The 24,875-nt window shown below is 51.4% G+C and carries 19 protein-coding genes and 2 tRNA genes; 9 read left to right on the forward strand and 12 right to left on the reverse strand.

Annotated features, from left to right (window positions below):
- Positions 1 to 529 precede the first annotated feature (529 nt).
- The 3 genes from HMPREF1493_RS03070 to HMPREF1493_RS03080 all read left to right on the forward strand — a co-directional run bounded on the left by HMPREF1493_RS03070 (position 530) and on the right by HMPREF1493_RS03080 (position 3,875).
- Positions 530 to 1,261 (forward strand): Crp/Fnr family transcriptional regulator, encoded by a 732-nt coding sequence (locus tag HMPREF1493_RS03070; RefSeq protein ID WP_035427769.1) that lies wholly within the window; start codon positions 530 to 532, stop codon positions 1,259 to 1,261.
- A 147-nt stretch (positions 1,262 to 1,408) separates the two neighbouring features.
- Positions 1,409 to 2,911: a YjjI family glycine radical enzyme gene (locus HMPREF1493_RS03075; protein WP_035427771.1), complete on the forward strand. Its 1,503-nt coding sequence runs from the start codon at positions 1,409 to 1,411 to the stop codon at positions 2,909 to 2,911.
- A gap of 46 nt (positions 2,912 to 2,957) precedes the next feature.
- Entirely contained in the window at positions 2,958 to 3,875 is a 918-nt protein-coding gene (locus HMPREF1493_RS03080; RefSeq protein WP_232215495.1) for a YjjW family glycine radical enzyme activase, read from the forward strand.
- Positions 3,876 to 4,099: 224 nt separating this feature from the next.
- Here the strand turns inward: HMPREF1493_RS03080 and deoC are convergent, their stop codons facing one another.
- The 3 genes from deoC to HMPREF1493_RS03095 all read right to left on the reverse strand — a co-directional run bounded on the left by deoC (position 4,100) and on the right by HMPREF1493_RS03095 (position 7,684).
- Entirely contained in the window at positions 4,100 to 4,741 is a 642-nt protein-coding gene (gene deoC / locus HMPREF1493_RS03085) for a deoxyribose-phosphate aldolase (protein WP_035427772.1), read from the reverse strand.
- 92 nt (positions 4,742 to 4,833) lie between these two features.
- Positions 4,834 to 5,862, reverse strand: a complete 1,029-nt coding sequence (locus HMPREF1493_RS03090) for a hypothetical protein (protein ID WP_035427773.1) — start codon at positions 5,860 to 5,862, stop codon at positions 4,834 to 4,836.
- Positions 5,863 to 6,469: 607 nt separating this feature from the next.
- Entirely contained in the window at positions 6,470 to 7,684 is a 1,215-nt protein-coding gene (locus HMPREF1493_RS03095) for an iron-containing alcohol dehydrogenase (RefSeq protein ID WP_035427774.1), read from the reverse strand.
- 307 nt (positions 7,685 to 7,991) lie between these two features.
- On the opposite strand from HMPREF1493_RS03095, the gene HMPREF1493_RS03100 reads away from it, so the two are divergent.
- From HMPREF1493_RS03100 to HMPREF1493_RS03110, 3 genes are all read left to right on the forward strand, one after another.
- Positions 7,992 to 9,212 carry a tetratricopeptide repeat protein gene (locus tag HMPREF1493_RS03100; protein ID WP_051485240.1) on the forward strand — a complete coding sequence of 407 codons (1,221 nt, stop codon included), beginning with the start codon at positions 7,992 to 7,994 and terminating at the stop codon, positions 9,210 to 9,212.
- On the forward strand, positions 9,209 to 10,237 hold the full coding sequence (locus tag HMPREF1493_RS06835; protein WP_051485241.1) for a hypothetical protein: 1,029 nt from the start codon (positions 9,209 to 9,211) through the stop codon (positions 10,235 to 10,237). The genes HMPREF1493_RS03100 and HMPREF1493_RS06835 overlap by 4 nt, the downstream gene beginning before the upstream one ends.
- 68 nt (positions 10,238 to 10,305) lie before the next feature.
- Positions 10,306 to 10,380, forward strand: a tRNA-Glu gene (locus HMPREF1493_RS03110).
- A gap of 4 nt (positions 10,381 to 10,384) precedes the next feature.
- Here the strand turns inward: HMPREF1493_RS03110 and HMPREF1493_RS03115 are convergent.
- Positions 10,385 to 10,669: a phage holin family protein gene (locus HMPREF1493_RS03115; protein ID WP_084058305.1), complete on the reverse strand. Its 285-nt coding sequence runs from the start codon at positions 10,667 to 10,669 to the stop codon at positions 10,385 to 10,387.
- A 265-nt stretch (positions 10,670 to 10,934) separates the two neighbouring features.
- On the opposite strand from HMPREF1493_RS03115, the gene HMPREF1493_RS03120 reads away from it, so the two are divergent.
- Entirely contained in the window at positions 10,935 to 11,399 is a 465-nt protein-coding gene (locus HMPREF1493_RS03120; protein WP_156921382.1) for a hypothetical protein, read from the forward strand.
- Positions 11,400 to 11,447: 48 nt separating this feature from the next.
- Complete coding sequence (locus HMPREF1493_RS03125; RefSeq protein ID WP_156921383.1) at positions 11,448 to 12,116, forward strand: hypothetical protein; 669 nt, start codon at positions 11,448 to 11,450, stop codon at positions 12,114 to 12,116.
- Between the two features lie 186 nt (positions 12,117 to 12,302).
- Here HMPREF1493_RS03125 and HMPREF1493_RS03130 read toward each other — a convergent pair whose 3' ends face one another.
- The 8 genes from HMPREF1493_RS03130 to mfd form a co-directional block, all read right to left on the reverse strand.
- Complete coding sequence (locus HMPREF1493_RS03130) at positions 12,303 to 13,397, reverse strand: transketolase family protein (protein WP_035427779.1); 1,095 nt, start codon at positions 13,395 to 13,397, stop codon at positions 12,303 to 12,305.
- Positions 13,391 to 15,130: a UTRA domain-containing protein gene (locus HMPREF1493_RS03135; RefSeq protein WP_035427780.1), complete on the reverse strand. Its 1,740-nt coding sequence runs from the start codon at positions 15,128 to 15,130 to the stop codon at positions 13,391 to 13,393. Before HMPREF1493_RS03135 ends, HMPREF1493_RS03130 begins: the two co-directional genes overlap by 7 nt.
- Before the next feature lie 469 nt (positions 15,131 to 15,599).
- Positions 15,600 to 15,684, reverse strand: a tRNA-Leu gene (locus HMPREF1493_RS03140).
- A 29-nt stretch (positions 15,685 to 15,713) separates the two neighbouring features.
- Positions 15,714 to 16,736, reverse strand: coding sequence for a Ppx/GppA phosphatase family protein (locus HMPREF1493_RS03145; RefSeq protein WP_035427782.1), 1,023 nt, complete (start codon positions 16,734 to 16,736; stop codon positions 15,714 to 15,716).
- Entirely contained in the window at positions 16,736 to 17,686 is a 951-nt protein-coding gene (locus HMPREF1493_RS06840; RefSeq protein WP_051485242.1) for an FtsB family cell division protein, read from the reverse strand. The genes HMPREF1493_RS03145 and HMPREF1493_RS06840 overlap by 1 nt, the downstream gene beginning before the upstream one ends.
- Before the next feature lie 194 nt (positions 17,687 to 17,880).
- A complete protein-coding gene (gene mazG, locus HMPREF1493_RS03155; RefSeq protein WP_035427783.1) occupies positions 17,881 to 18,786 on the reverse strand; it encodes a nucleoside triphosphate pyrophosphohydrolase in 906 nt (301 codons plus the stop codon).
- Between the two features lie 5 nt (positions 18,787 to 18,791).
- The gene (locus tag HMPREF1493_RS03160; RefSeq protein ID WP_198013753.1) at positions 18,792 to 19,874 is read right to left on the reverse strand and encodes a Gfo/Idh/MocA family protein; all 1,083 of its coding nucleotides are present in this window, start codon (positions 19,872 to 19,874) and stop codon (positions 18,792 to 18,794) included.
- Positions 19,875 to 19,876: 2 nt separating this feature from the next.
- Positions 19,877 to 23,320, reverse strand: coding sequence for a transcription-repair coupling factor (gene mfd / locus HMPREF1493_RS03165; RefSeq protein WP_035427784.1), 3,444 nt, complete (start codon positions 23,318 to 23,320; stop codon positions 19,877 to 19,879).
- A gap of 276 nt (positions 23,321 to 23,596) precedes the next feature.
- Here mfd and nth point away from each other — a divergent pair, with 276 nt between their 5' ends.
- Positions 23,597 to 24,268: an endonuclease III gene (gene nth, locus HMPREF1493_RS03170; protein ID WP_035427785.1), complete on the forward strand. Its 672-nt coding sequence runs from the start codon at positions 23,597 to 23,599 to the stop codon at positions 24,266 to 24,268.
- Positions 24,269 to 24,875 lie beyond the last annotated feature (607 nt).

Here is a 24,875-nt window from a genome sequence, read left to right on the forward strand (position 1 = left end):
AGGCGGTCGCACTACCTGATATGCATCTCTATGCATAAACTTCATCTAATATGCTTATACATGAATAGACTTATATAAGAAATTTAACTATTGGGAAATTCTGTCTCTATGGAACACACCTAAGTCGGATATTCTGCTCAAATGTGGGCATTTTACACATCTAATGACGATAATCTGCATGATTGGGGTATTTTCAGCGTAATGTATACGTCTTTTTAACAGATTATCCGACTTAGGTGTGTTTTGAACTGACTCCCATTTCTCGTGTCCAAGAAATGGGAGGCAGTTCATTTGACGTGGGGGCTTTTTCTATCTTGCGGCAGCTTGACCGTGGGCTGACCGCTGGTTGGCCACTGGTTGGCCGCAACCTAATCGCAACCTAATCGCAGCCAATACCGTTCAAGAAAATTATCTCAAAAAGTGGACAAAAGTCCTTATTTTTATTTTAGGGAGCAGGTACAATTACTCAAACTTAAGCCAAAACTGTCCTGTAATGAGGACTCACGAAGCAAGAACAGCGAGGTCTCGTGTGAACGTTCTAACCTACCTTGACAGTCTTGATTCTGATGTTCGGAAGAAGATCATCAAATGGGCTTCTCGCGTTCCCGCTAATCGTCTTTCTCATTGTAGGCAGATTCGTCTTAATTCCGGACAGACCCTTGTCCACATGCTGGACCGCGTCGATAACGTGTACATTCTGTGCCGCGGTACCGTGCGCACTACGTCGCATAATTCCGCAGGTAGCACGTATGTTATTGACGAGTATCGTGCGCCCGTTGCTTTTGGTGAGATGGAAGTTATTAGCGAGAGCCCGTTTTACCTGGGATCGCTCACCGCAACTTCCGGCTGCGAGTTTATTTCGGTTCCACGCGAGGACTACCTGCAGTGGATTCGTTCGGACCCTGAGGCGCTTCTCACCCGCTCGCGCTGGATTATCAAGAATCTAACACGTCAGTCTGGCTACGAGCGCAGCTTGCTGACCTGGAGCGGAACCAAGCGCCTGATGTACATGCTTAGCGAGCTGACGCGCGATCAGATTCACCGCGGCGTTGTTGAGTGGCCGTTTACGGTGCGTCTGACCAGGCAAGAGCTAGCAGACAAGATTGGTACCAGCACAAAAACTGTTGCCCGCGGCATCGACGAGCTTAAGGAAAGGGGCATGGTTTCTGTTCAGCACGGCAAGATTGTCATTACCGAGAGACAGTTCCAGCGCCTCGACGACGCAATGAAACACGAGGGAGAATCCCACCTTCTGGACTAACCTCTGTACCTGGCACAACGCTTGGGCAAGACCGTTCTTCTCGCCCCAGGCAGCGCGCCGCGCAACGCGGTGCACCATAACTTGGAACGACCGACGTAAACGTCGAAACACACAACCGTTACCGCACGACTAACGTAAGGAGCACTAATGAGCGAGTTCATGGACATCATCACTTCCGACAACCTCTCGTACAAGCAGAAGGTTCTGCACCTGGCTCAGGCTGCCGAGAACTCCGAGCACCCTATTAAGACCACCGCTGAGTTTGACCGTCTTTTTGCAGCTCACGCTCTTGACGACATGTGTGAGGGCAACGCTCCTTACCGTCCTCGCTACATCTGCCCTGACTACCAGGTATTTGCTCAGAACGGTTCCGAGTTTTTGCGCTTTGACAAGCCAGAAACCCTTGATGACCTGCTTTGGGGCCTAGCCGCTCTCTACGACAACGTTCCTTCTGTCACCAGCCGCCCTGTCTACGTTGGCCAGCTGGACAAGATCATTGATCCATTCCTGGAGGGTATGACCGACGCAGAGATTAAGCCTCGTCTGCGCCGCTTCCTAAACCACATTGACCGCACCGTTGCAAGCGGTTACTGCCACGCAAACATTGGTCCAGAGGACACTCGCGCAGGTAGACTGCTGCTTGAGGTTGACCGCGAGCTCATGAACGCAGTTCCAAACTTCACCCTCAAGTACGACCCAGAGGTAACCTCCGACGAGTTCATGCGCCTGGCAGTCAAGACCACCATGGTCTGCTCCAACCCTGCTTTTGCTAACCACCGCATCCACAAAGAGACCTACCCTGGCGAGTACACCGTCGTAAGCTGCTACAACGTCCTTCCTATGGGCGGCGGCGCTTACACTTTGAGCCGCGTGCTTCTCCCTGGCCTTGCAAAACTTGCAACCAACGTTGACGACTTCATGAACAACCTGCTGCCAACCGCAACTGGCGAGGTCCTGAACTTCATGAACGAGCGCGTCCGCTTTATTGTTGAGGATTCCAACTTCTTTGAGACCAGCTTCCTGGCTAAGGAAGGCCTCATTTCTCGCGAGCGCTTCTGCGGCATGTTTGGCGTTGCCGGTATGAGCGAGTGCGTCGCTGAGCTGCTACACCTTGATAGCAGCCGCACCTACGGCAAGGATGACGAGGCCAACGAGCTGGCCGACCAGATCATGGTCAAGATTGCCGACCAGGTCAACAGCTTTGACGCTGTCTACTCCGAGGTCTTTGGCGGTCGCTTCACCCTGCATGCACAGGCTGGCTTCTCCGATCAGCAGGGCGTTACCCCTGGTGTCCGCATCAAGGTTGGCGACGAGCCTGCAAACCTCTACGACCACATTCGCCACAGCGCACGCATGCACCGCTTCTTCAACAGCGGCGTCTCCGACATTTTCCCAGCTGAGCCAACTGCTGAGCGCAATCCAGACGCTGTCGTTGACGTGGTCAAAGCCGCATTCTCCATCGACGACAAGTACCTCTCGTTCTACAGCTCCGAGGGTGACCTGGTCCGCATCACTGGCTTCCTGGCTAAGCGCTCTGAGATGAAGAAGTTCCAGTCCGGCGACGTTGTTCTTCAGGACACCGCTCACGACGGCCTGGGCAACTTCACCGCCAACCACCTTGGCGAGCGCAAGGTTCGCATGAGCGACTAGCGAGAAGAGCTACGCAATCGTGACCTCCACTGCAACAGAAACGACTTTGGGAGCAACACGCGGCGAAGCGGCGCGTCCCGCAACCGCAAGCGTCCCAGCAACCAATTCAGGAGCAGCACATCCAACTGGGTGTGTTGCTCCTGTCAACAAGATTATTCCCTTCTCGCTGGTAGATGGCCCAGGAAGCCGAACCGCTATCTTCCTCCAAGGCTGCAACATTCGCTGCGCCTACTGCCACAACCCTGAGACCCAGGTAGAGTGCATCTCCTGCCAGGCATGCGTCAAACCATGCCCAGCTCACGCCCTGTCCGTGACTGACGGCAAGGTTGTGTGGGACAACTCCATTTGCATCAACTGCGACAACTGCATCAAGGTGTGCCAGCACAAGTCCACTCCGAAGATTGAGCTGCTCAGCGCCCGAGAAGTGGCCGATCGCTGCATTTCCAACATGCCGTTCATCCGCGGAATCACCACGTCAGGCGGCGAATGCATGCTCCGCCCCGACTTCCTCTACGAGCTCTTCACCTACTGCAACGCCGCTGGTCTGAGCTGCCTCATCGACTCAAACGGCACCATCGACTTCACTGAGTACCGCGACCTACTGGCCCTCTCGAGCGGCGTCATGCTTGACGTTAAAGCTTGGGATGATCAGTGGTTTGAGCACCTGACCGGCGAAAATGGCGTCACGGTCCGCAAAAATCTTGCATTTTTGGCCGAGCAAAACAAGCTGGAAGAGGTCCGCGTCATCGTGACCGAAGGCTGGAACGACGCCGAAGCCGCAGTTGACGGCATTGCCGCAACCCTTGGCGAGAAGGTCGGTCAGACGCGCATTCGTCTCATGAAGTTCAGGCGTTTTGGCGTGCGTGGACCGATGGAGAACTCCCCTTCTCCAAACGACGAACGCATGCAGGCGATTGAGTCGCAGGCCCGCAACCTGGGCTTTGGCGAGGTTGTCGTCAGCTAGTTGCCACGGCGGGTGCGCGATGCCAGCAGCGCATGGCTCGCCCAGCACGAACCGCAGATCCGACGGGTTTCTCGCCGCGATTGTTGCTGCAGCCTACACGGGTTTCTCGCCAGTTTTTGTGTCCTTTTCACTGCAACAAAGAACGACCTCGCAGCATATGCTACGAGGTCGTCTTCATTTACCTATCAGTGAAGTGTCGGTCCGGCAAACTCCAGCTCAGCGAGCTACTCGGTGACGATAGCGATTCCGCTGGAGCAACCCAGACGATCAGCGCCCGCTGCGACCATTGCCTCAGCGTCAGCCTTATTGTGGATGCCACCAGCAGCCTTAACCTTGCAAGTGTCGCCGACAGTCTGCTTCATTAGGGCAACGTCGTGAACAGTTGCACCACCGGTGCTAAAGCCAGTGCTTGTCTTGACGAACGCAGCTCCAGCAGCCATGCAATCCTTGCAAGCACGAACAATCTGCTCGTCATCAAGCAGGCAGCACTCCAGGATTACCTTAACGGGCACGGTACTAGCGGCCTCAACAACAGCCTTGATATCAGCGATAACGTAGTCGTCATCGCCAGCGACCAGGTGGCCACCGTTGATGACCATGTCAATCTCGGTAGTGCCATCGGCAACACTCTGCCTGGCCTCAGCGACCTTAGCTGCAGTTGAAGCGGCGCCCAGAGGGAAACCGATGCAGGAAGTAATGCCAACTCCAGAGCCCTCGAGCTCGGCGTGAGCCAGGGAAACCCAGCAAGAATTGATGGCGACAGTTGCAAACTTGTACTGCTTTGCCTCGGCGCAAAGTTTCTTGATGTCTTCAGCGGTTGCGTTTTGCTTCAAATTTGTATGGTCGATAAGGCCGTTAACTTCCACGATTTTCTCCTTCTGGCTGTGCGATTATGAGCGGTTTGTGCCCCTCTATTGTACGGCAAACGGTGCATAAAAGATGCGGCTGCCTTGATTTGCTACCTGACTTTGAACAACCGTGCCCAGAGCTCCCGCTGTCGCTCTTCAAGATCTGACATAGTCGTGTCACGTGCAGTTATTCCGGTTGACTCTCGAATCTGACGGACCAAGCCCTGAACGCTTTCAAAGCTTTTAAGCATCTCGCCAGATACCGAAAAATGCGGACACTGAACGCCCGTTACCAGCTCGTTTTCCCTGTCCAGGTCTCGCGTGATTTTTTGATTGCCAGAATGCGTTACCGCGGGATCATAATCTAGCAACACCGTAGCCCGCTTCTGCCTCTTGTCCTTGAGCTGAATGGTTAGGTCAGGAATTCGAGTGATTTTCTCGCCATATCGATTTTCCAGCTCAATTGGCCTATTGAGCTCAACGGTTCCTAGATTAAAGCCACCAAGGTTATACGGGAGACACAATAGCAGCGCAAGCGAAGCTTCTCGGGGCGATCGAGCTTTCTCTACGATGTGTTGAAGCGCTCGTTTAGCTGGGACGATGCCGCGCTTTCTTCCTTGCATGGATAGAAACTTTGCAATCGCAGCGCGATTTGTCAGAGGGCCATTTTGGCGTTGCGAAACCCCACCGTGGCCATCATGGTTCAAAAAATAATCGGAACACAGTGCACTACCTGCAAGGATTGTTCCAATGAAATCGAGTTTTGACGCAATCTGCAAATAAGTGAATTCTGGAGATGTCACAAATCCTTTTAAGTCAGTATCTATGGGCAGGAGTGACGAAGGTAACATCATTGATTGGCATACATGAAGTGTGACGTGCTCTTTTGCAAATGCGGAATTTACATCACGAATCAGCAAATCAATCTTACTGTTAGGCTCCTTTTGAAGACGCACGCCTTGTATCTCTGGCAGATGCCCATAGTAGGCAGCAAGATCTCGTTCAGTAGCTACTCCTGGAGCTGATTCAGGAACAAGCGGCACTTTGACCATAGCATTTGCTGATGACGATGAATCAAATGGCCTAGAGGAACTCATCAATAAATTAAACGCTGAAAAGTACGAAAGACAGTAATCCATAGCACTCCTTCGCGAAAAAGTATGATTTCCATACCCGGAAATGGCGCAAGTAATCTGACCGATTTGAAATCACACAGGAAATCTGTGAAAGATTTGTCGTACTATCGCCCTCGCGGAGACTCAGCATGCAAATACACTGACCTGGTTTCAAAATTATGCATATTTCTACTATTAAATTCATTTTTATGAATACATAATTTTTGGCCTTAAAATTATGTGCCGAAAAAGGTAAAAAACCCGTTTAGTTGGGGATGAAAACTAAAAATTGGCCGATTTATCCCCAACTAAGACGATTTTTTACCGCACCAAAAACTTTTATATGGGCAAACGCTGTATGCAGAAAAATGAAAACCCCAACTAAACGCATTTTTTACCACTTTGATGTAAATTGTAGTGTTCTTTGATCCCGATGCACTTTTTATGCACGTTACCAGCACGTCGCAGCGACCATCCGCACACGTATCTGCACATGTTACAAGCACGTCGCAGCGCCCACATCCTCGCACACGTCCGCCCTGTCCGCCTGCGCTCACGCCGGTGCGCACAAAAAAGCCTGGTAGCGGAACGCTACCAGGCTTTTAGCGAAGCTAAGTGTCTAAGCTAGATCTTAGAACTCAACAGGAAGGTCGAAGTAGACGCACTTAAGCAGCTGCTCCATCTCCTCCTGGGTAGGCTTGCGTGGGTTGGAGAGGGTGCAAGCGTCCTCGATAGCAAGGCGAGCAACCTCTGGAGCCTTCTCGAAGAACTCCTTCTCGTCGATGATGGAGGTCTCGGACTTGGTTCCACCCTCGCCGTAGTTCTTGATGCCCTGTGGGATGTTAAGAGCGTCGTTGATGTCGCGAATCTTCTGAACAAGTGCCTCTACCAGCTCGTCCTCAGTGTTGCCCTCGAGGTGCAGAATCTCCTTAGCAATGAATGCATAGCGAGTCTTTGCGCGCTCGTCGCGAGCGTTGAACTGGATAACTTTGCCCAGGTACATAGCGTTTGCGCAACCGTGGATGATGTGTCCACCGGAGAATGCAGCGCCGGTCTTGTGAGCCATGGAGTGAACGATGCCCAGAAGGCCAGAGGAGAATGCGATACCAGCAAGGCACTGTGCGTCATGCATGTGCTGACGTCCCTCTTTGTCGCCTGCGTAGGACTTTGGCAGCCACTCGACAATCTCGCGGATTGCGTGCAGAGCGTCGCCGTCGGTGTACATAGAAGCAACAGTAGAAACGTATGCCTCGATAGCGTGGGTCAGTGCGTCCATACCAGTGTGAGCAACAAGCTTAACAGGCATGCCGTAAGTGAGCTCAGGGTCAACAATTGCGACGTCAGGGGTAATCTGGAAGTCAGCCAGTGGGTACTTAACACCCTTCTGGTAATCGGTAATGATAGAGAATGCGGTTACCTCAGTTGCGGTACCGGAAGTAGAAGAAATTGCGCAGAAGTGAGCCTTGGTGCGGAGCTCAGGAAGACCAAAGACCTTGCACATGTCCTCAAAAGTGGTCTCTGGGTACTCGTACTTGATCCACATAGCCTTAGCTGCGTCGATTGGGGAGCCGCCGCCGATAGCAATAATCCAGTCTGGCTGGAACTCGCTCATCTTAGCAGCGCCGCTCATAACGGTCTCGACGGAAGGATCGGACTCGACGCCCTCAATGTGAGCAACCTCAAAACCTGCGGACTTGAGGTCATTCTCGATGTCATCAAGGAAGCCGCCGCGACGCATGGAGCTGCCGCCAGAAACGATAATTGCCCTCTTACCCTTGAGGTTCTTAACCTCATGACGAGCGCCCTCGCCAAAATACAGATCGCGTGGATTTGTAAAACGTCCCATAAAACCTCTCCTTAACTATGTGCCGCTTCCCTAAGCGGCTAGCGAAGCCATTCTTCGCAATTACTTCTTCTCAACATTTCTATTCTAGCTCATTTTGGACACCTGACCAAAATGAAAGTGTCATTTTATGCAATATCGTTCAGAATATATACACTCCTTTGACAGGAACCTGACGCCCATCTGGCGAGAAACCCGTCCACTCCAAACGTTTCCGTCTGCCGTTCACAATCTTCTTACAACGCTCGCGGAGTTGCGCTGCACACCTCAATAACCTGCGATATTATTACGTAAGAGAGAAAGGAATCCAGTGGCGTTTGACCCGGTAAAAGAAGACTACCAGCGGCTTATCCTCCGCTTTGCTCGCACGCAAGTCGGCGACGAGGACAGCATTGCTACGCTGATGAAGGACTTCAACTGGCGATTCTCCAACGACCGCAATTCCCTCCCTCAAACCGACGAAGACCGCGCGTTCAATTTGGTTGCACAAGCGGCCGAGATTGTTGATTATCGCCTGCCGTTTGTCGAAGAATCTCAGGCGCAGGCCCTTATCGACCAGGGAAAACGCCTCCTTAACCAGGCAATTCAGCTGGACCCCAACTGTTTTGATGCCCAGCGCATGCTCCACGCTTCAAATAGCAGGCTTTTTGACTCCTACTACCAGTTCCTTGTGGAGAAGCTCCCCCAGGTTGAGGCCGCGTGCAACCAGAAGGCGCAAGAGTCCTCGCAGGGGCTTCCCGCCGATCAGGCAGAACTTGCCCAGCGCCTGGCCATCAACCCCTATAAGCGCTGGTTAGCCGCGCTTTCTTCTCGCGCGCTTATCTGCGGCCGCAACAAAGACGCCATCGCATATGGCGAGAAACTCCTGGAGCTTGACGCTGCCGACGCAGCCGATGCTCGTTTTACGCTTGCACTCGCATACGCAAAACTTGAGGACGAAGACGCCCTCGACAACCTTATGGACCAGTACCGCAAGCTAGATCCTCCTCGTGGGGCAGATGACCCGTGGATTTTGCTGGCTCGCCTGGCCATACACTTCAAGAAGCGTGAGTTGGTTGAGGCTGAGCACTACCTTGACCTGCTGATTGAGCGTTATCCTGAGGCAACGCTTTGTTGCTTCGTGCAGAAGGATTTGCCTGAGGGAGAATTCTCTCGTCTCAACGTACTTCCCTATTCTGAGGACGAGCTCATCATTGCCATTGCAGAAGCAACTGTGCTGCTGCAAGAAGGAAATGACCTGATAGGACGCGGTGTTCTTGGTCGTTGGCTTGCAGATCAAGTTAGGGCGAGAGACCCAAAGACCGTTGAGCTGGCAGAAAAAGAACTTCAAATGCAGGCAAATGCCTTGTTCGCTTCAGCAGATTCGTTCCCTGGTGAATCCGGCGGCAGCGTGCCCGACGGCCCAGCTGGCCCCAGCTTCCCTGGCGGCCCGGTCGGCCCCGGCTTCCCCGGAGGTCCCGCTGGCCCGCGACCAAGCGGACCGCATATTGATGGGCCAAATAATCCATACTCGGGCGGTGATGCAAAGTGATTAAGCATTCCGCTAACGATATGGTCAGTGAACAGGTAGACCGCCTAGTAACCAAGCATGCGCAAGAAAAGAACATCGTATCTGAGGCTGCTCTCTATGAGTTGAAACTTGCGGTAGAAGCTTCGCCTGAAAACTTTATTTCTAACGAAGAAGAAAAGGCTTTTGCTCAATACGTCAATGTCATTGGCAAGTACCAGGATGGAATTACTAAAGAAATTGATTCCGATGCTGACTTCTTCTCACGCCGCATGGACCTGCTTAACCTTTTGCATAATCAGATGACAAATATTACTGAAAACCAAGCTCTTGCTAACACAAGCATTAACCTTGAAGCCCAGCGAATCCTTGCGCAGATCTCCAACAATCATCCTGCAGCAATCCTTAACGACCTGCTTGACCTGCAAAAAGAATTTGACCCTATCTTTAGACCAAAACTAGAGCAAGCAAAGCAAACTCACGGCGACGCTTGGACCTGCGCTGAAGCTCGACCACTTTTGCGTCTCTACGCGCAGATTGCCCAGGTCACAACCGATTGCGCCTGCTTCAAGCTCTCCAAAAAAGCCTGTGAAGATCTCCTGTTTTTCTCGTCAACAGATTTGCTGGGTGCGCGTTTTACCTTGGCATATGTTCTTGCTCGCCTGGAAGATGAGGAAGGGCTCCACAAGCTTGACGAGAGTTGCGGGTATCAGTCAAATGCCTGGATGCGTCTGGCGTTTACGCTGCTGTTCTTCAAGTTGAATCGCATGCCCGCGGCAAAGCGCGCGCTGAAAGGCTTTGTGAACCTCGGCGAGGGAGCGGCATATGCACTGCTCAGGCCATCTTTTGTTGATCTCTACATTCCGTGCAGAATCAACTTTACGCCTGACACGTTTGCTGAAAACGTAATAGCAGTTCACGAGGCCGAAGCGATTATCGCCGACGTGCCGGAATTTATTTCGTGGGCTGAGTCGGTGCCCGGCGTGACTCAGAGCGCTCGCGACTACGCGTTTAAGGCCGGGCTGGACTGGTGGGAAAACGAAGAATAGATGAAAGCTCAAAATCGCTTCGTTTAGCCCTAGAAATCTGCAGCATCTTTGCTATACTTTTTCTTCGCGTCCCCATCGTCTAACGGTTAGGACATCGCCCTTTCAAGGCGGCAATACGGGTTCGATTCCCGTTGGGGGCACCATACGCTATTTGTCATTAAGCTTTTCTTTTATTAGTTTAACTAATCTAGCAGGTGTTTTTATGCCAAGCTTCTTTAAAGCTTTTATTGCAGACATACTTTCTTCAACAATATAGAATGTCATTGTAATTTGAACCATGGAGATAGGGCCGATTTTTGCGAGAAGGTCAAAAAGCGCCGAAAGTATAACGACTCCCACAATAAGGAGTTTTTTCGCTATCACCGTTTCAATAAATTTCAAAGTTAATTTTTTACTATTTGTATAGCTATATATGTTAACTAGACTATTTATCTAACTATAGACTCTTTTAATTTATATATATACAATAGTTTGCAAAATTCTACTGAAATGTCTTTATCTGCCTACAGAATAGGATATCGCGATGGACAGGTCAAAAGGGTTTTTTATCACGGTAATTTGCTTCGTATATTTTGTTATTTGCGTCCTGGCAGTGGTTTATTTCTTCTTGACAAATTTCTCTTTCTTCTCACTTGATTATAATACTCCAGTGAGCTTTCTTGGCACTTTGTTAACAATACCGCAGGCATTATTTCTTATGTCTATTTTCATTCTGATAACTTCACTATTACTGTTGTCTAAAATAAAATCTATGGTTGCTTTTTTTAAAAAAGCAACTTACCTATTTGCTATTTATAATATCTCTGTTGCTTTTTGTGCAGCATTATTTTTATTCATTCCTTGCATTTACTCCTGTCAACGTGATTATAAATCTGTAGTAAATACTGGAGAAATTTCATTATCCAGAGTTGTTTTACTTGAGGATTTTGATTTTGGAGCAGAAGAAACTCTCCATTTTTATGTTTTACGTTTTCCATTCGGTTTGGGAGAAAATATAGCAACTATTAGGTTATATAGCCACTCAGTACCAACTAAAGATATTGAGTGGCTACTAGTTCATGAGAATAACCAATATGACATTACAACTACAAACTCAGATGCCATTGAAACCTTAACGGAATTTAATTCTTTCCCCATACATACAAATCTTATCCGTCTATGAAATCATGAGTTGATGTTATTTCTCAAACTTGCAGAATGAGGTAATGAGATGCTTTCAAAGACTAATCGCCTTGTTCATTTACTAAGAGCGGCCATTTATTTAGCAGCTCTCTTTCTGGTGTTCTATGCAAATGAATTCATTCCGTTCGTAACATATCCTATCCCAGTGTGTTTTTTAGGAGTACTGTTTTTTAGACATTGGATGGTATGTTTTATTTTAGCGGCTATAGTCATTTTTTTAATCGTGTCATCTCGTAGCTTTTTTGAGTCTTTAAACTATAGTAGAAAACTTGTGCACACCGTTTTACAAACCATTGCGATAATACCTATGTCTGCATTGATTATATATATTCTTTCTACTGGAAGCTTGAACCCCCCAAGTATTAAATGGGTCCAATGTGACACCCCTAATCCTGAGACTCAAATTGCATGTGTAACTTTTACTAATGAATATTCAGATAATGTGTGGTTCTATTCAATGCCATCACTCATTTGCGAGGGAGAAATGATTGGTGGGATATATACACCTCCACAAGAACCTGAAAAATCAGTCCTTTACTGTGACTGGCATGTTACCTGGAATAATGGAACCGGCCACATTACTACAAATCAAGAAGTTGAAAAAATAATCAATCAAGTGCATGGGGACGATCCCTTGTTCATCATCTCAATGGGCAAGGGACAGTTCCAACTAACTAAATATTTTTATGAGGGCTAATTAAGACGTATCTTTTATTCCACGATAATCTTTTCCCAGACATCTTCAAATCTTTTTTCATTTTCCTTCGGATGGATTTTATTAATTTTGTAATAGCCGGCCTAGATCTATTGGTTTCAGCAGCAATCGAACTTGCAGAGATATGTTCGATAATACAGAAAGACTTCCTGGATTCGATTAGTTGATTTAACAGTTGGCGAGAAGAACCTCTTGCAGACTCTCAACCGATAGTCCAGCGCGCGCAAGAATGTTGTGGTGAACGTCCGCTGCAAGATATGCATCAGGCATGCCTAAGCGTATTACCTGAGGACATGGACCTGAAGCACTGAGCTGCTCGACAACTGCACCGCCAAACCCACCCAAAACACTGTGCTCCTCGACAGTAATAATTACGTCAGAGTTCTGACAGATTTTCGCCAGAGAAGCGTCAAGCGGCTTGATGATCGATACTCCGTAGACCTCGATGTTCGTTCGGACGGGAGCAGCAATCTGCTCTGCAGCTCGCTGAGCTGCCTCAATAACTCTACTGGTTATCGCACCCGTTGCAAATACGGTCACGCGCTTCGGAAGAGGGATGGATACGGTTCTGACGGTTGTGACTTCAGTAGCTGCAGCTTCGGCGACCGCCACGCCGTCTACGCTTGCCGTGTCCGCCGCGCCAGCTGACTCAAAGAGTTTCTCGACACCGGACACATCAAAAACGTAACCATCTGGATGTAGATTGGCACCATCGCACGAGGTCATGCGCACGTAAGCTGGTCGTGGATGCTTTGCAAGCTCCATAAGCGTGGCCGCAAGCTGGGCGTTATCAACTGGACTGAACACGGAAAGCCCCGGGATAGTCCTGGTAATCGCAATGTCCTCCACAGCCATGTGAGATGGGCCTGTAGCTGCGGATTCGCAGCCAGCAGCAACACCTACAAGCACCACGGGCGACTTCATCATGCCAAGGTTGACTCGAATCTGGTCGAGCGTTCGTGAGGTCACAAACGTGGCATAGCACGGCGCAAAAACGTGGAAACCTTCATTTGCACAGGCAGACGCCACTTCAATAAGGTTCTGCTCTGCAATTCCACACTGGATGTAGCCGTCTGGTCGAAGCTCTCGAAAGCGATCTAGGTTCAAACGACGACCATAGTCGGCAACGGCAACAGTCAGCAGCTCGTCATCCTCGGCAAGCTTACCCATAACCCAGCCGAACACTTCCTTTGTATTCATACCCGCAAGCATCTGCGACTCTTCAGCCGAAATGCACGATGGCTGCAAAGATGTATCTAACATGAGCATGCCTCCTCTGCGACTTTCAGATCAAGCAATGCCTGTTCATAGAGGTCGTCCGTCACGCACGCGTCGTGGAACGAAACGTTATTCTCGGCAAATGAGAGTCCTTTGCCCTTGATGGTGTGCGCAATAATCGCGCGAGGCCTTGAAGTTTGCTGCTTTAATGCGTCGTACAGCGCAAGCACATCATGTCCGTCTACCTCGACAGATTCAAAACCAAACGCATCAAACTTTCTTGCAATTGAACCGGTGTCCAAAATGGATGCGCAAGGGCCGTCCAGTTGCATGCGGTTCTGGTCGACAATGACCGTGACGTTGGAGAGCTGGTTGTGGCCGATAAACGCCGCGCTCTCCCAAATGGAACCCTCGTCACACTCGCCGTCACCCAAAATACAAAAAACGCGAGAAGGAAGATCTTTTCTGCGAAGGCTTAAACCCAGGCCGGCGGCGTAGCCCAAGCCCATGCCAAGGCTGCCACCAGAGATTTCAAAGCCACGCTGAGGGTCTCGTAGTGGATGCTTAAAGAGGACGGCATCGGGTCCAAAGACTCCGCGGTCAATATCCTCTTGAGAGATCATTCCCGCACGTAAAAGAGCTGGGAATAGTGCCAGCGACGTGTGAGCCTTAGAGAGAATCAATCGGTCTCTGAGTTCCCATTCACAATCCCTGTGGCCCACCTGCATAACCTTGCTCAAAAGCACAGAAACTATATCTGCCACAGAACACGCGCCGCCGATGTGGAATGGCGTTGAGCTGTAGCGATGTGCCAACTCAATAATGCCTCGACGCACTGCAAGCGCCTCGTGACGTAAATCAAGTTCAAGCTGTTTGCGCTGATCAGATTCTATTTCTGCAGAAGTCAGCGATGCACCCACATGCTCTGACTGACGAACGGAAGAGATATCCAGAGGTCCAATAGAGCCATCTACCTGCTCAGATACGCCAACAACACTCTGATGCGGGGCAAGCCAAGTCTGGCTCCACTCAATACAATTGCCGTCGGACAGCTCAATTACCTGCTCAAGTACAAGCAAAGCCTCATTTGGAGAACACTGCAGGTAGTCGGCATGGTCTTTACCTGCAATTTGTGACTGATAGCGCATGCGAGAGCGCGCAATCTCTTTTTGAGAAGTTCTTTCAACCGCGTCAAAGAGCGACTCATTCTCAAAGTCTGCCTCCTCAAGCTGTGGGCAAACAAGCAGGTTAGACCATGATTCCTGGCACACTACCGGCCGATCAGAAACGCTCCTGACACGACGCAAAAAGAGTACGTCAGAGCCAACGGGAATCTCTAAATGCTCGGCAACGACTTGATCTGCAGGAACTACCTGCTTAAATAGGACTTCGGTTCGATACTCAAAGCCACCATCTCTGAGCGCGGCTGCAAATGAAAGCACAGTATTTCCCGCCGCATGACGAACAGTGTTAGAGATAACCTGTGTTGCTCGACCCTTTTGAGTAAGCAGCAAACCCTCTTTGACCAGGGATTGAATGGCTTTTCTGATGGTTCCTCGGCTGACGCCATACTGCGCCATAAATTCGGCCTCAGACGGAATATACGTTCCCGCCTTCCAGTCTTCTGACAGAATTTTGACGCGCATCAAATCTGACAGCTGAACATGAAGGGGTGTAGCAGACGACGCATTGAGTCCTCCCCTGACCTGGGGAGATAACGACTCTACAGCTGCGTCCTCAGAAACTAAAACCGGAAAAACTCCTGTCTCAAATGACATAGGTCCTCCGAAGCAAATAAGAAATTAGTCGTGCATACGTTAGATACAAGACAAGTAGTATACAAGTTTCTGAAGGAGAACAGAATAGGAGTTATCTGACTTTTCATCCGTTATAACACCTCTTGAATTTAAAAGCTCTATTTGCTGATCAATAGAAAGAAAAGGCTTATTCATAGCTTCTCCTTATAAAAAAAGCGGCTACACGATGGCAGCCGCTTTTTGGTCTCGGTTCCGTAGAATGTCAACGAGACGTATCACTGCCAATAATCTTAACATTGCACAGACCTCTGTAAAGCGAAATATCAAAACTCAACAACACACTCTTTGTCCCACTTTTGTCCCATGAGCTGAATGTCGAGTTAAGTTTTACCAGGTCAAGAGCTATGTGCTCTTCACGCTCAAAAACGCCTAATACTTAAATATTTTCTAGAAATACGCAGCTAAAACGCTATTTATTCTGCAACAAAAGTGGTAGGGGCGGCGGGACTCGAACCCGCAAGACCGAAGTCGAGGGATTTTAAGTCCCCTGCGTCTGCCAATTCCGCCACGCCCCCGGATATGTCTAGCTATTATGCCACTACTTTTAATTCAGCGGGCGCAAAATTGGCTTCCAAATCACAGGCGACTGCTTTCCCTGGTGAACGGCAGCCGCGGTTATCGCCAGGCCAAAGAGCAGGTCACTCTCACTTACTACCAGGTGTTTAAAGCCCGAATTCTTCATCAATTCTGCAAGCAAAATAGTGCCCGCGAGCATGACAGGCGCGCGTTTTGCTTGAAGTCCCGTTATGTCTTCTCGCTCCTTTAGTGTTTTGCTGGCGAGAAGCCCCTCTATCTGAGACACCTCATCAATTGAGATGTGATTGAGGTGCACCTTTGACGGGTCATACGGGTCAAGATGGTCCCTGATGGCAATGAGGCTGGTTGCGGTTCCTCCAACACCAACCAGAAGCTCTGGTGCTGCACACTGCTGCTGAGCTCGCCCAATAGCCTCAGACATCATCTGAGCTGCCATTTGGTGAGCCCCGTCAATGTCTTCAGCTGATGGGTGATCCGAAGACAGATTAAAGCGCTCGGTCAGACGTCTGCAACCAAGCTCAACGGACTCGACAAAGTTGATGTCGAGTTGCTGCCCCTCAAGCTGCTGGCCTGCGCCTTGGGCTGCAAGCTGGCCCGCCAGCGTGCCAACGACCAGCTCAGTTGAGCCGCCGCCGCTGTCGGCAACAAGAATGCGATGATTCTCAAAGTCGTGAGAGACACCCAGAAATGTGAGCGCGCCTTCAATTTCACCTGGAATAATCATGGGCTCAAGTCCCAACGAGGCTAGACCCATTCCCAGGTCAGGGGCATTTTCTGCATCGCGAGCAGCGCTTGTGAGCGTGCAAACAACCGCCTCAGCGCCCTCTTTTCTCGCGTGATCAACATAGGAAGAAACGCAGCCAACGCAACGGTGAATTGCCTCAGGTAGCAGGCGCTTTGTCGTATCAACACCCTCGCCCAAATTGACAATCTCGGTGTATTTGGCCATGCGAATGACGCGACCATCCTCTACCTGCGCAAGCGCAAGTCGAGCAGTTACGGTTCCAATATCAATTGCAGCTAGAAGCATTATTGTGAGTTCCCACTATCAGACTTTGAGTTATTGGCGCCGGACCCCTCAGAAGATCCACCTTCTCCAGAGTTCTTCTGCTCGTGAGACTCTTCAGGAGCTGGCGCAGAGGTAGAATCATCAGAGTTTGCGCTCTTAGGAGCCTCAGTATTGCCGGAATCGCCTGGTGTAAATCCAAAAACAAAGTCCCCAACCTTGATGTACCACGGATAGTCAGGATGCTGAACGGTATTCTCGTCCTTCTTTTTATCAAGACCCTCTACCCGTGCAGATTCCTCGTCGCCAGAAACCAAGCCCTGCTTATGAGCCTCGTCTATGATGCCCTCTTTTGTCTGCAGACCCTGAACCTCGGACTCAAGACGTTTTTGATCTTCCTCGAGCTTCTGCTGATTTAGCAGCAACTCGTCATGCTCGCGAACAGCGTGGTAGTAGCCACGAATTGGCGGATACAAGCCCACAAGCAGGAAGATTACAACGCCGAGAAAAATGACAAGCTTGGTATGATTGCGCGCGAAGTCAAGTGCATTGTCCTTAAGCTCTACCAGAGAAGCCACGCTGAACTGCGGTTTATTGGTTCTTTCAGCCTTCTGCCCGCGCTCGGACTTCTGGTCACGCTCGGACCTCTGAGTCCTATCAATCCTCTTAACTTGAACAGTTCTTTTAGACTTGGTGTCCTTGGAACTCTCCTGGGAAGATGCTTGTTTTGATGGCGCCGTGCCCTCTGACGACGCTGTATCTTTTGGAGTCACCGCAGGCTTTTTAACCTCAGCAGCTTTTGAGTCAGATTGAGATTTCTCAGTTACCTGGGATTTCTCGGATTTTTTAGTTGAAAATATTTTGAGAGCACCAGAGGCATGCTCCACGGTAGTCTCTTTAAGAGGCTCAACGGAACGCTTGGTGGGCGTTGTTTTTCTTTTTGTACCACTCTTTTTAGTGGTGTCTTGACTCATCACGGATCTCATTTCTGGTTTGTTTGGTGATGCGTCGCAACAAATTGCAACATCTTTATTATGGCAGAGGCAGCGTCGATAGCCCTGCCTCAGTTTGGAATTTCATCGTTTTACCGAATAGAAGTCGTCGCTCTACGGCAAGTCGTAAGCTTTGCGGCACGTCGCACGTCTTCGCTGCAATCTGTGCAGCTTGCTTACACATCAAGATGACGTTTAGCTTCTTGCCACAAATCTTCTTGTAGCTCGGGTTTTTCGTCAAGCGAGAAGCCTCTCTCAGCAGCTGCTTTCTCCATGTACGACCAGCGAGCACGAAACTTCCTGCAGGCGCTCATCAGCGCTTCTTCCGCATCAACGCCTTCCCAGCGAGCAACGTTTATCATCGCAAACAAGATGTCACCAAACTCGTCCGTTTTCTGCTGCGTACCTTGGGCTTCAGCGTCAAACTCCGCGCGCTCCTCGGCAACCTTGTCCCACACGTCATCGACAGGCGCCCACTCAAAGCCCATCTTTGCGGCGCGCTTTGAAATCTTCTGCGCCTGCATGAGCGCAGGTAGAGACTGTGGAACCGAGTCGAGAAGACCCTCGGTGTGCACGATATCTTCTGCACTGGCGCGTTCGTCAGCCTTGACGCTCTCCCACACGTCCAAGACGGCCGCAGCCGACGACGTAGAACCAGCTTCTGGCCCAAATACGTGCGGATGCCTGCGCACCAACTTCTGATTGAGCGCTCGACATACGTCGTCGATGTCGAAGCCCGCTGCGCGGTCGCGCGCCCCACTGCCCGCACTGGCACCGCTGTCCGCCTCAATCTGCGAGTGAAGAACTACCTGTTCAAGCACGTCGCCAAGCTCTTCCTCAAGGTGCTCGGGAGAGTCCTCAGCAATAGCCTCAACCGCCTCGTAGGCCTCCTCAATCATGTTCTTTGAGATGGACTGATGTGTCTGTTCCTTATCCCAAGGACAGCCGTCCTCCTGACGAAGTCGCCAGATGGTTCTGATCAGGCGGTCAAACTCCGGATGCGTCTGTGGTGCTCCAAGACGAGCCTTTGTTTCTTCATCAACTGCGGCAGCTAGCTGGGCGATCTTCTCGTCAGATGTCATGTAGTTTATTGCTCCTCAGGGTACAGGAAATTCCAGTCGTTGCGCAGGCCGGTCATGAGCTCCATAACGTCCTTTGAGACCTCAAGCTGCGCCTGAGCAGAAGCGTCTCCTGCAACAGCAGCCTCTAGATCTGCCAGCACGTATGCCAGCGCGTCAGCCGTGCGTCCTACCTGGACTTTCTCCTTCTTGCCGTCGTCAGTCCACGTAATTGTGGCAACGTCGGCACGTGGATATTCCATAATCTCAATGAAGGCTTTATCCGCGGAAATCATGGCGCGTTTTGGCTGCTTGGAATGAAGTGTCAACGCCAGGACAACCATCTGACCCTCGGCATTTCTGAGCAAAATGCCGTCCGTCTGATCAACGCCGGTAGGGGCCGGATTCATCATGGAGAGCACGTCATGAGGCTGGCTCTTCAAGAAAAGACGCGCTAGTGTCAGCGAATACACGCCGATGTCCAGCAGAGCGCCGCCCGCAAGTTTGGGATTGAAGAAGCGATTCTCCATGTCAAACTCTTTGTAGCTGCCAAAATTCTCCTGAATCAGGTTGACTGGGCCAAACTCGCCCGCCTCCACGCGGCTAACCAGCGCTTTGTAGAGCGGCATGTGCAAAATAGTGCAGGCATCCATCAGCTGAACGCCGTTTTGATGTGCAAGTTCTTCGGCCTCAAGCAGCTCAGCGGAGTTGAGCGTAATGGACTTCTCGCACAGCACATGCTTGCCCGCCTGAAGCGCTTTGCGCAGGTAGATGATGTGCGTATTGTGAGGCGTGGTCAGATACACCGCGTCAATCTCGTCGCTGGCGAGAAGATCGTCGATGCTGTCATACACACGCTTGACGTGGTGTTTTTGTGCAAATGCGACGGCCTTTTCCTGTGTCCTGTTGGCCACGCCGTCAATAGTTCTACCAACTGAAGCCAGCGCCTCTGCCATCTGATTTGCAATGACTCCGCAGCCAATAACACCCCACCTGAGGTGTGGTGCGGCAAAGATCGTGTCCACGGCGCTTGCGGCATCCTGCGCGGCACACGCGACGTTCTGTGCGGCGCTCGTGGTTTTCTGCGATGTCTGACCTGCTGTTTGGCTCATATTTACTCCTCAACCTCGTCGTCGCCACCAAGCTCTTCAAGAACTCCCAAGGCGGCGGGCATCAGCTGCTCTTCATTTCGGTGGAACGGATACGCCAGTTTATGCGTCTTTGGATACACAATAGCACCGCGACCCTTCAACTTGAGGGCTTGTTCGCGAGGAATTTCTACACCCAGATATACCAGGCGACCATTTGTCAGGCTTACTGACGTTGCACCCAAACGCTGCGCGCGGATGCGCACGCGAGCGCGATCAAACAAGTTCTTACCCGCAAGCGGCAGGGCACCAAAGCTATTCTCGGTATCTTGCTGCAGGGCATCCACATCGGAAAGCTCTGTAGCTGCGGCAAGACGACGGTACACCAGAACGCGTCGGTCAACCTCTGGCAGATAGTCCTCATCGAGATAGAAATCTGCAGGTAGATTGATGGTAACTTCAGCCTGCTCCAGCTCAGCGGACTCACCGCGAGCCTCAGCAACTGCCTCGCCCAACATCTGCGTAAAGAGGTCAAAGCCAACGCTGGAAAGGTTTCCGTGCTGCTCAGCGCCCATAAGGGAGCCGGCGCCTCTAATCTCTAGGTCACGCATGGCAATACGCATGCCGCTGCCCAGATCCTGGAACTCGTTGATTGCCGTCAGACGCTCGGTTGCCTCTTCCGTCAGCGGCAACTCCGCTGGGAACATAAAGTACGCGTACGCCTGCTGTCTACCGCGGCCAACACGGCCCTTGAGCTGGTACAGCTGAGCCAGTCCCAAGCGCTGTGAGTCCTCGATAATCAGCGTGTTAGTGTGCGAGTTGTCAATGCCGGACTCAATGATGGTGGTGGCCACCAAAACGTCAATCTCGTGCTCCTGGAAGGCAAGCATGACGTTTTCTACCTCGCGAGCGCTCATCTGGCCGTGAGCCACACCCACGCGAGCTTCCGGCGCAGCTTCCTCCACGCGAGCCACCGCCTCATCAATAGTGGTCACGCGGTTGGACACGTAGTACACCTGTCCTTCTCGCTCCAACTCACTTCTAATAGCTGCAGAAACAAGATCCGGGTTGTACTCGCCCACCATTACCTGAACAGGCTTTCTGCCAGGCGGTGGCGTCAGAATCAGGCTCATGTCACGAACGCCGCTCATGGCCATCTGCATGGTGCGTGGAATGGGCGTTGCCGAGAGCGTCAGCACGTCTACCTGCTCGCGCATGTTTTTGAGCTGCTCTTTGTGCTGTACGCCAAAGCGCTGCTCTTCGTCGATGATAACCAAGCCTAAGTCGTGCGGATTGACGTCAGCTGAGAGCAACCTATGCGTTCCTACCAGCACATCTACGGTTCCGTCCGCAAATCCCTCAAGCGCTTTTCTCTGCTGAGCAGGCGTCACAAAACGCGAAAGCACGCTTACTTTCAAATCAAACGGAGCAAATCGCGAGAAAAACGTCTCGTAGTGCTGCTGAGCCAAGATGGTAGTTGGGCACAAAATCATAACCTGACGAGCATCCTGGCATACCTTAAATGCAGCTCTCAGCGCTACCTCTGTCTTGCCAAAGCCCACGTCGCCGCAAAGCAGACGATCCATTGGCTTGCGCGCTTCCATGTCCAGCTTAATATCTGCAACTGCGCTTTCTTGGTCTGGTGTCAGCTGATACGGGAAGCTGGACTCCATCTCTTCCTGAGCAGGGGTATCCAGTGAGAACGCGTAACCCGGCACTGAAGCGCGACGCGTATAGAGGTCTACCAGGTCAAATGCCAGTTTCTTGGCAGACTTTCTTGCCTTGTTAGTAGCGCGCGACCAATCCGCCGTATTAAGCCTGGTCAGGCGTGGATTATTGCCGTCAGGACCCACATAGCGGGTAATGCGGTCAACCTGCTCCAGGGGCACATAGAGTTTATCGTCATTGGCATACTCAAGCAGGAAGTAATCACGCTCTCTACCTGCGACTTCTTGACGCACAATGGCGGTAAAGTGCGCAATACCGTGCGTTGCGTGGACAACGTAGTCACCCGGCTTAAACGGGAACGTCACCGTTGTGGGGTCAATACGTTTGGAGCGCTTCTTGTTGCGCGCGCTTCTGGCCGTCAAGTCCGAGACAGAAAGCACTGCTAGATTAGCTGTAGGGATAATGATTCCAGCGGGAACAGGTGCGTCGGTAAATGTGACGCGACCACGCTTGAGTGGCACGTAAGCACCGTTTTGATCAGGTTCGTTTTCAAGCGCCGTACCCAGCGACTCCTCAAACGGAATGGACTCATCCGAGAAAAGCAACTTGAGGTGCTCTCGAGCGGCACGGTCGGGCACCGCAAATACCACGGCATCGCGGTCTTGCACCAGCTGCCTCACACGACCCAAAAGCTTTGTGTCTGAACCCGCAATAGACGGCTGCACCACAGAGAGCTCCGACGTTACCGCAGCTCCCGTACGCAAAAGTGACGAGAAGGACAAGCGCTGCTGCGAGCCAAAGTCCATAGCCTTGGGGTCTGTATACAGACCATCTAGTTTCACTTTTGATGCTGTTGCGGATGCAGAAATTTCGTCAAAGGCACGCTGACAGTCGTCAAATAGTGAGCGTGGCTCTGCAAGAACTACCAGCGTCTCTGAAGAGATATGCTCAAGTGGGCTGGCAGTACCTCCGTACAGCACGGGCAGATAGCGCTCGAGTGCAGGAGCCTGAGCTCCGCGCTGAATAAGCTCCAGGTCAGCAGCGAGTGCAGAGTTTTCTTGCGCACGCGTATAGAGCGCCTCTTCCGCGCGACGAATGGTCTCTTTGGTAAACGCAAGCTCTCTAGCTGGGGCAACGGTAACCTCATCAATGGCGCCGATAGTCTGTCCAGTTGCTGCCACCATGCGCCTGATGCGGTCAATCTCGTCTCCGAAGAACTCAATGCGTACAGGACTTGTGGCTTGAGCTGGGAAGATATCAACCGTATCGCCGTGAATGTGGAAGGTGCCTGGAGCATCTACCTCGCCTGTATCGGCGTATCCCATGCCGACGAGCAACGAAGCCGCGTCCTCAAAGGGGACGTCGTCGCCAACGGTAAACGTTGCAGGAAGAAAATAGCCCGAACCAACAGGGGGAACTCTGCGCATCAGCGCGTGAGCACTTGCAACTACAATGACCTTCTCGCCAGCGGAAAGCTTGGCGATAGCACGGCACCTAGCTCCAATAAGAGCGTCGTCTGGTGTGGTATCCGACCAGGGACGATCTTTGCGGTTGGGGTAGCGCAGCACGGCGTCGTTGCCCAGCCACGCAGCAAGCGAGCGCGCCGTGCGGTCCGCGGCGTCCTCTCCTGCAACGACTAGCAGGCACGGGCGGGGATTTTGCGCCCAAAGTGCAGCCAGCATCAGCGGACGAGCGCTTTGCGAGAGGGACAGCGTGGCGTCTGATCCACGCGAAAGCTCTCGCTTCAGCTTCTCTAGCTCAGGCGCGCTCAGTAGTTGAGCTGCAACTCTATTGATAAACACACAGTCTCCCGCCATGCCGCTAAACCCACATGCAAACGCATGTGGGTTACACCAAACCTTGCTGAACGAGGCTCGTCGTGTGGCCACGCCGTGCACTTACCAGCGACGTCCGCCGCGCTTGAGCGCAACCGACGCGCAAGGGCAACCGGCACGCAGGTTTGATAACTTTTCAATTGGGCTGTTATTGTAGCTGTTATGCAGCTATTTTGCTATTCTCGCCTCACGTGATAACGTAACTACATACTGGGTACACATAGAAGGAATTGAGGAGAGGTTATGCCCAGAGAATCAAAGAAAGTCAAGGTAGAACGCAGCATTGAGCTGTGCCGACGCATGCACGAGCTCTATCCAAGCGTCCAGAGCGCGCTGGATTATCACGACGCGTTTACCCTGCTCATCAGCGTTATGCTTTCGGCGCAAACTACTGACGCCGCGGTAAATAAGGTCACACCCGAGCTGTTCCGCCGCTGGCCCGACGCACCGTCCATGGCGGCCGCCAATGCTGTCGAGGTTGGAGAGGTCATCCAGACCATCGGCTTCTGGCGCGCGAAGGCCAAGCACTGCGTAGAGACGGCGCAAATTCTGCTGACGGAGTACGGCGGAGAAGTTCCGGGCACCATGGAAGACCTGGTCACGCTCCCGGGCGTTGGTCGAAAGACCGCAAACATCGTGCTCAACAAGATGTTTGACGTGGTCGACGGCATCGCGGTGGACACGCACGTATACAGGATCTCTAAACGCATGCGCCTGAGCTCGGCTTCTACGCCGCTGGCTGCCGAGAAAGACCTGCTCGCGCTTCTCCCCCACGAGCTCTGGAAAGACGTCAACGAAGAGTGGATTCACTTTGGGCGAGAAACCTGCACCGCTCGCAACCCCAAGTGCGTCGGTTGTCCCATGAGCGACATCTGCCCTTCCTACGAGCAGCCCAATCGCTGGTTCAAGGAGTAGCACGGGCGCGAGCGCGAGCTGGAAGTTCCACATAACATGCAGGTCAGATCGGTGTTCACGCAGGTGGACACCGGTTTTTTGTACGGCGACAGCGTCGTGTGCGGACAAACTTGCAGGTCAGACGCGCGAAGCGCTGCTGCGGGCGCACGGGGTTTCTCGCCAGACGCTTCTGAGTTGCGAATCCAGACTCAAGTACCGCGATAAGCCTGAAAAGTGCATGAAGTCTGAGTAAATTTACTCAGACATGACGAGAAAAACCGGCAAATAGCTCAGATATGGTGAACTTTTCCGGCAAATCATTCAGACATGGCGAGAAAATCAGGCTCCATGAAAGATCGAACTCGGACGCGCTTCAAAGTCTGCCTGAAAAGTGCAAAGATTCTGTATTTTGGATACAGATTCTTTGATGAAATCAGGCAAATCCACAGATTCTTTGAAGCATTTAGGCAAAGGTTACAGATTCTTTGCAGAAATCAGGCGCGCAACGAGCATATAGCGAGAAACCCGTCTCACCGCAACGTCCACACACAAAAATACCCAGAAAAATGAAAACCCCAACTAAACGCATTTTTTACCACTTTGATGTAAATTGTAGTGTTCTTTGATC

Origin of the sequence: Atopobium sp. ICM42b (assembly GCA_000564995.1) — a bacterium.
GTDB lineage: Bacteria > Actinomycetota > Coriobacteriia > Coriobacteriales > Atopobiaceae > Lancefieldella.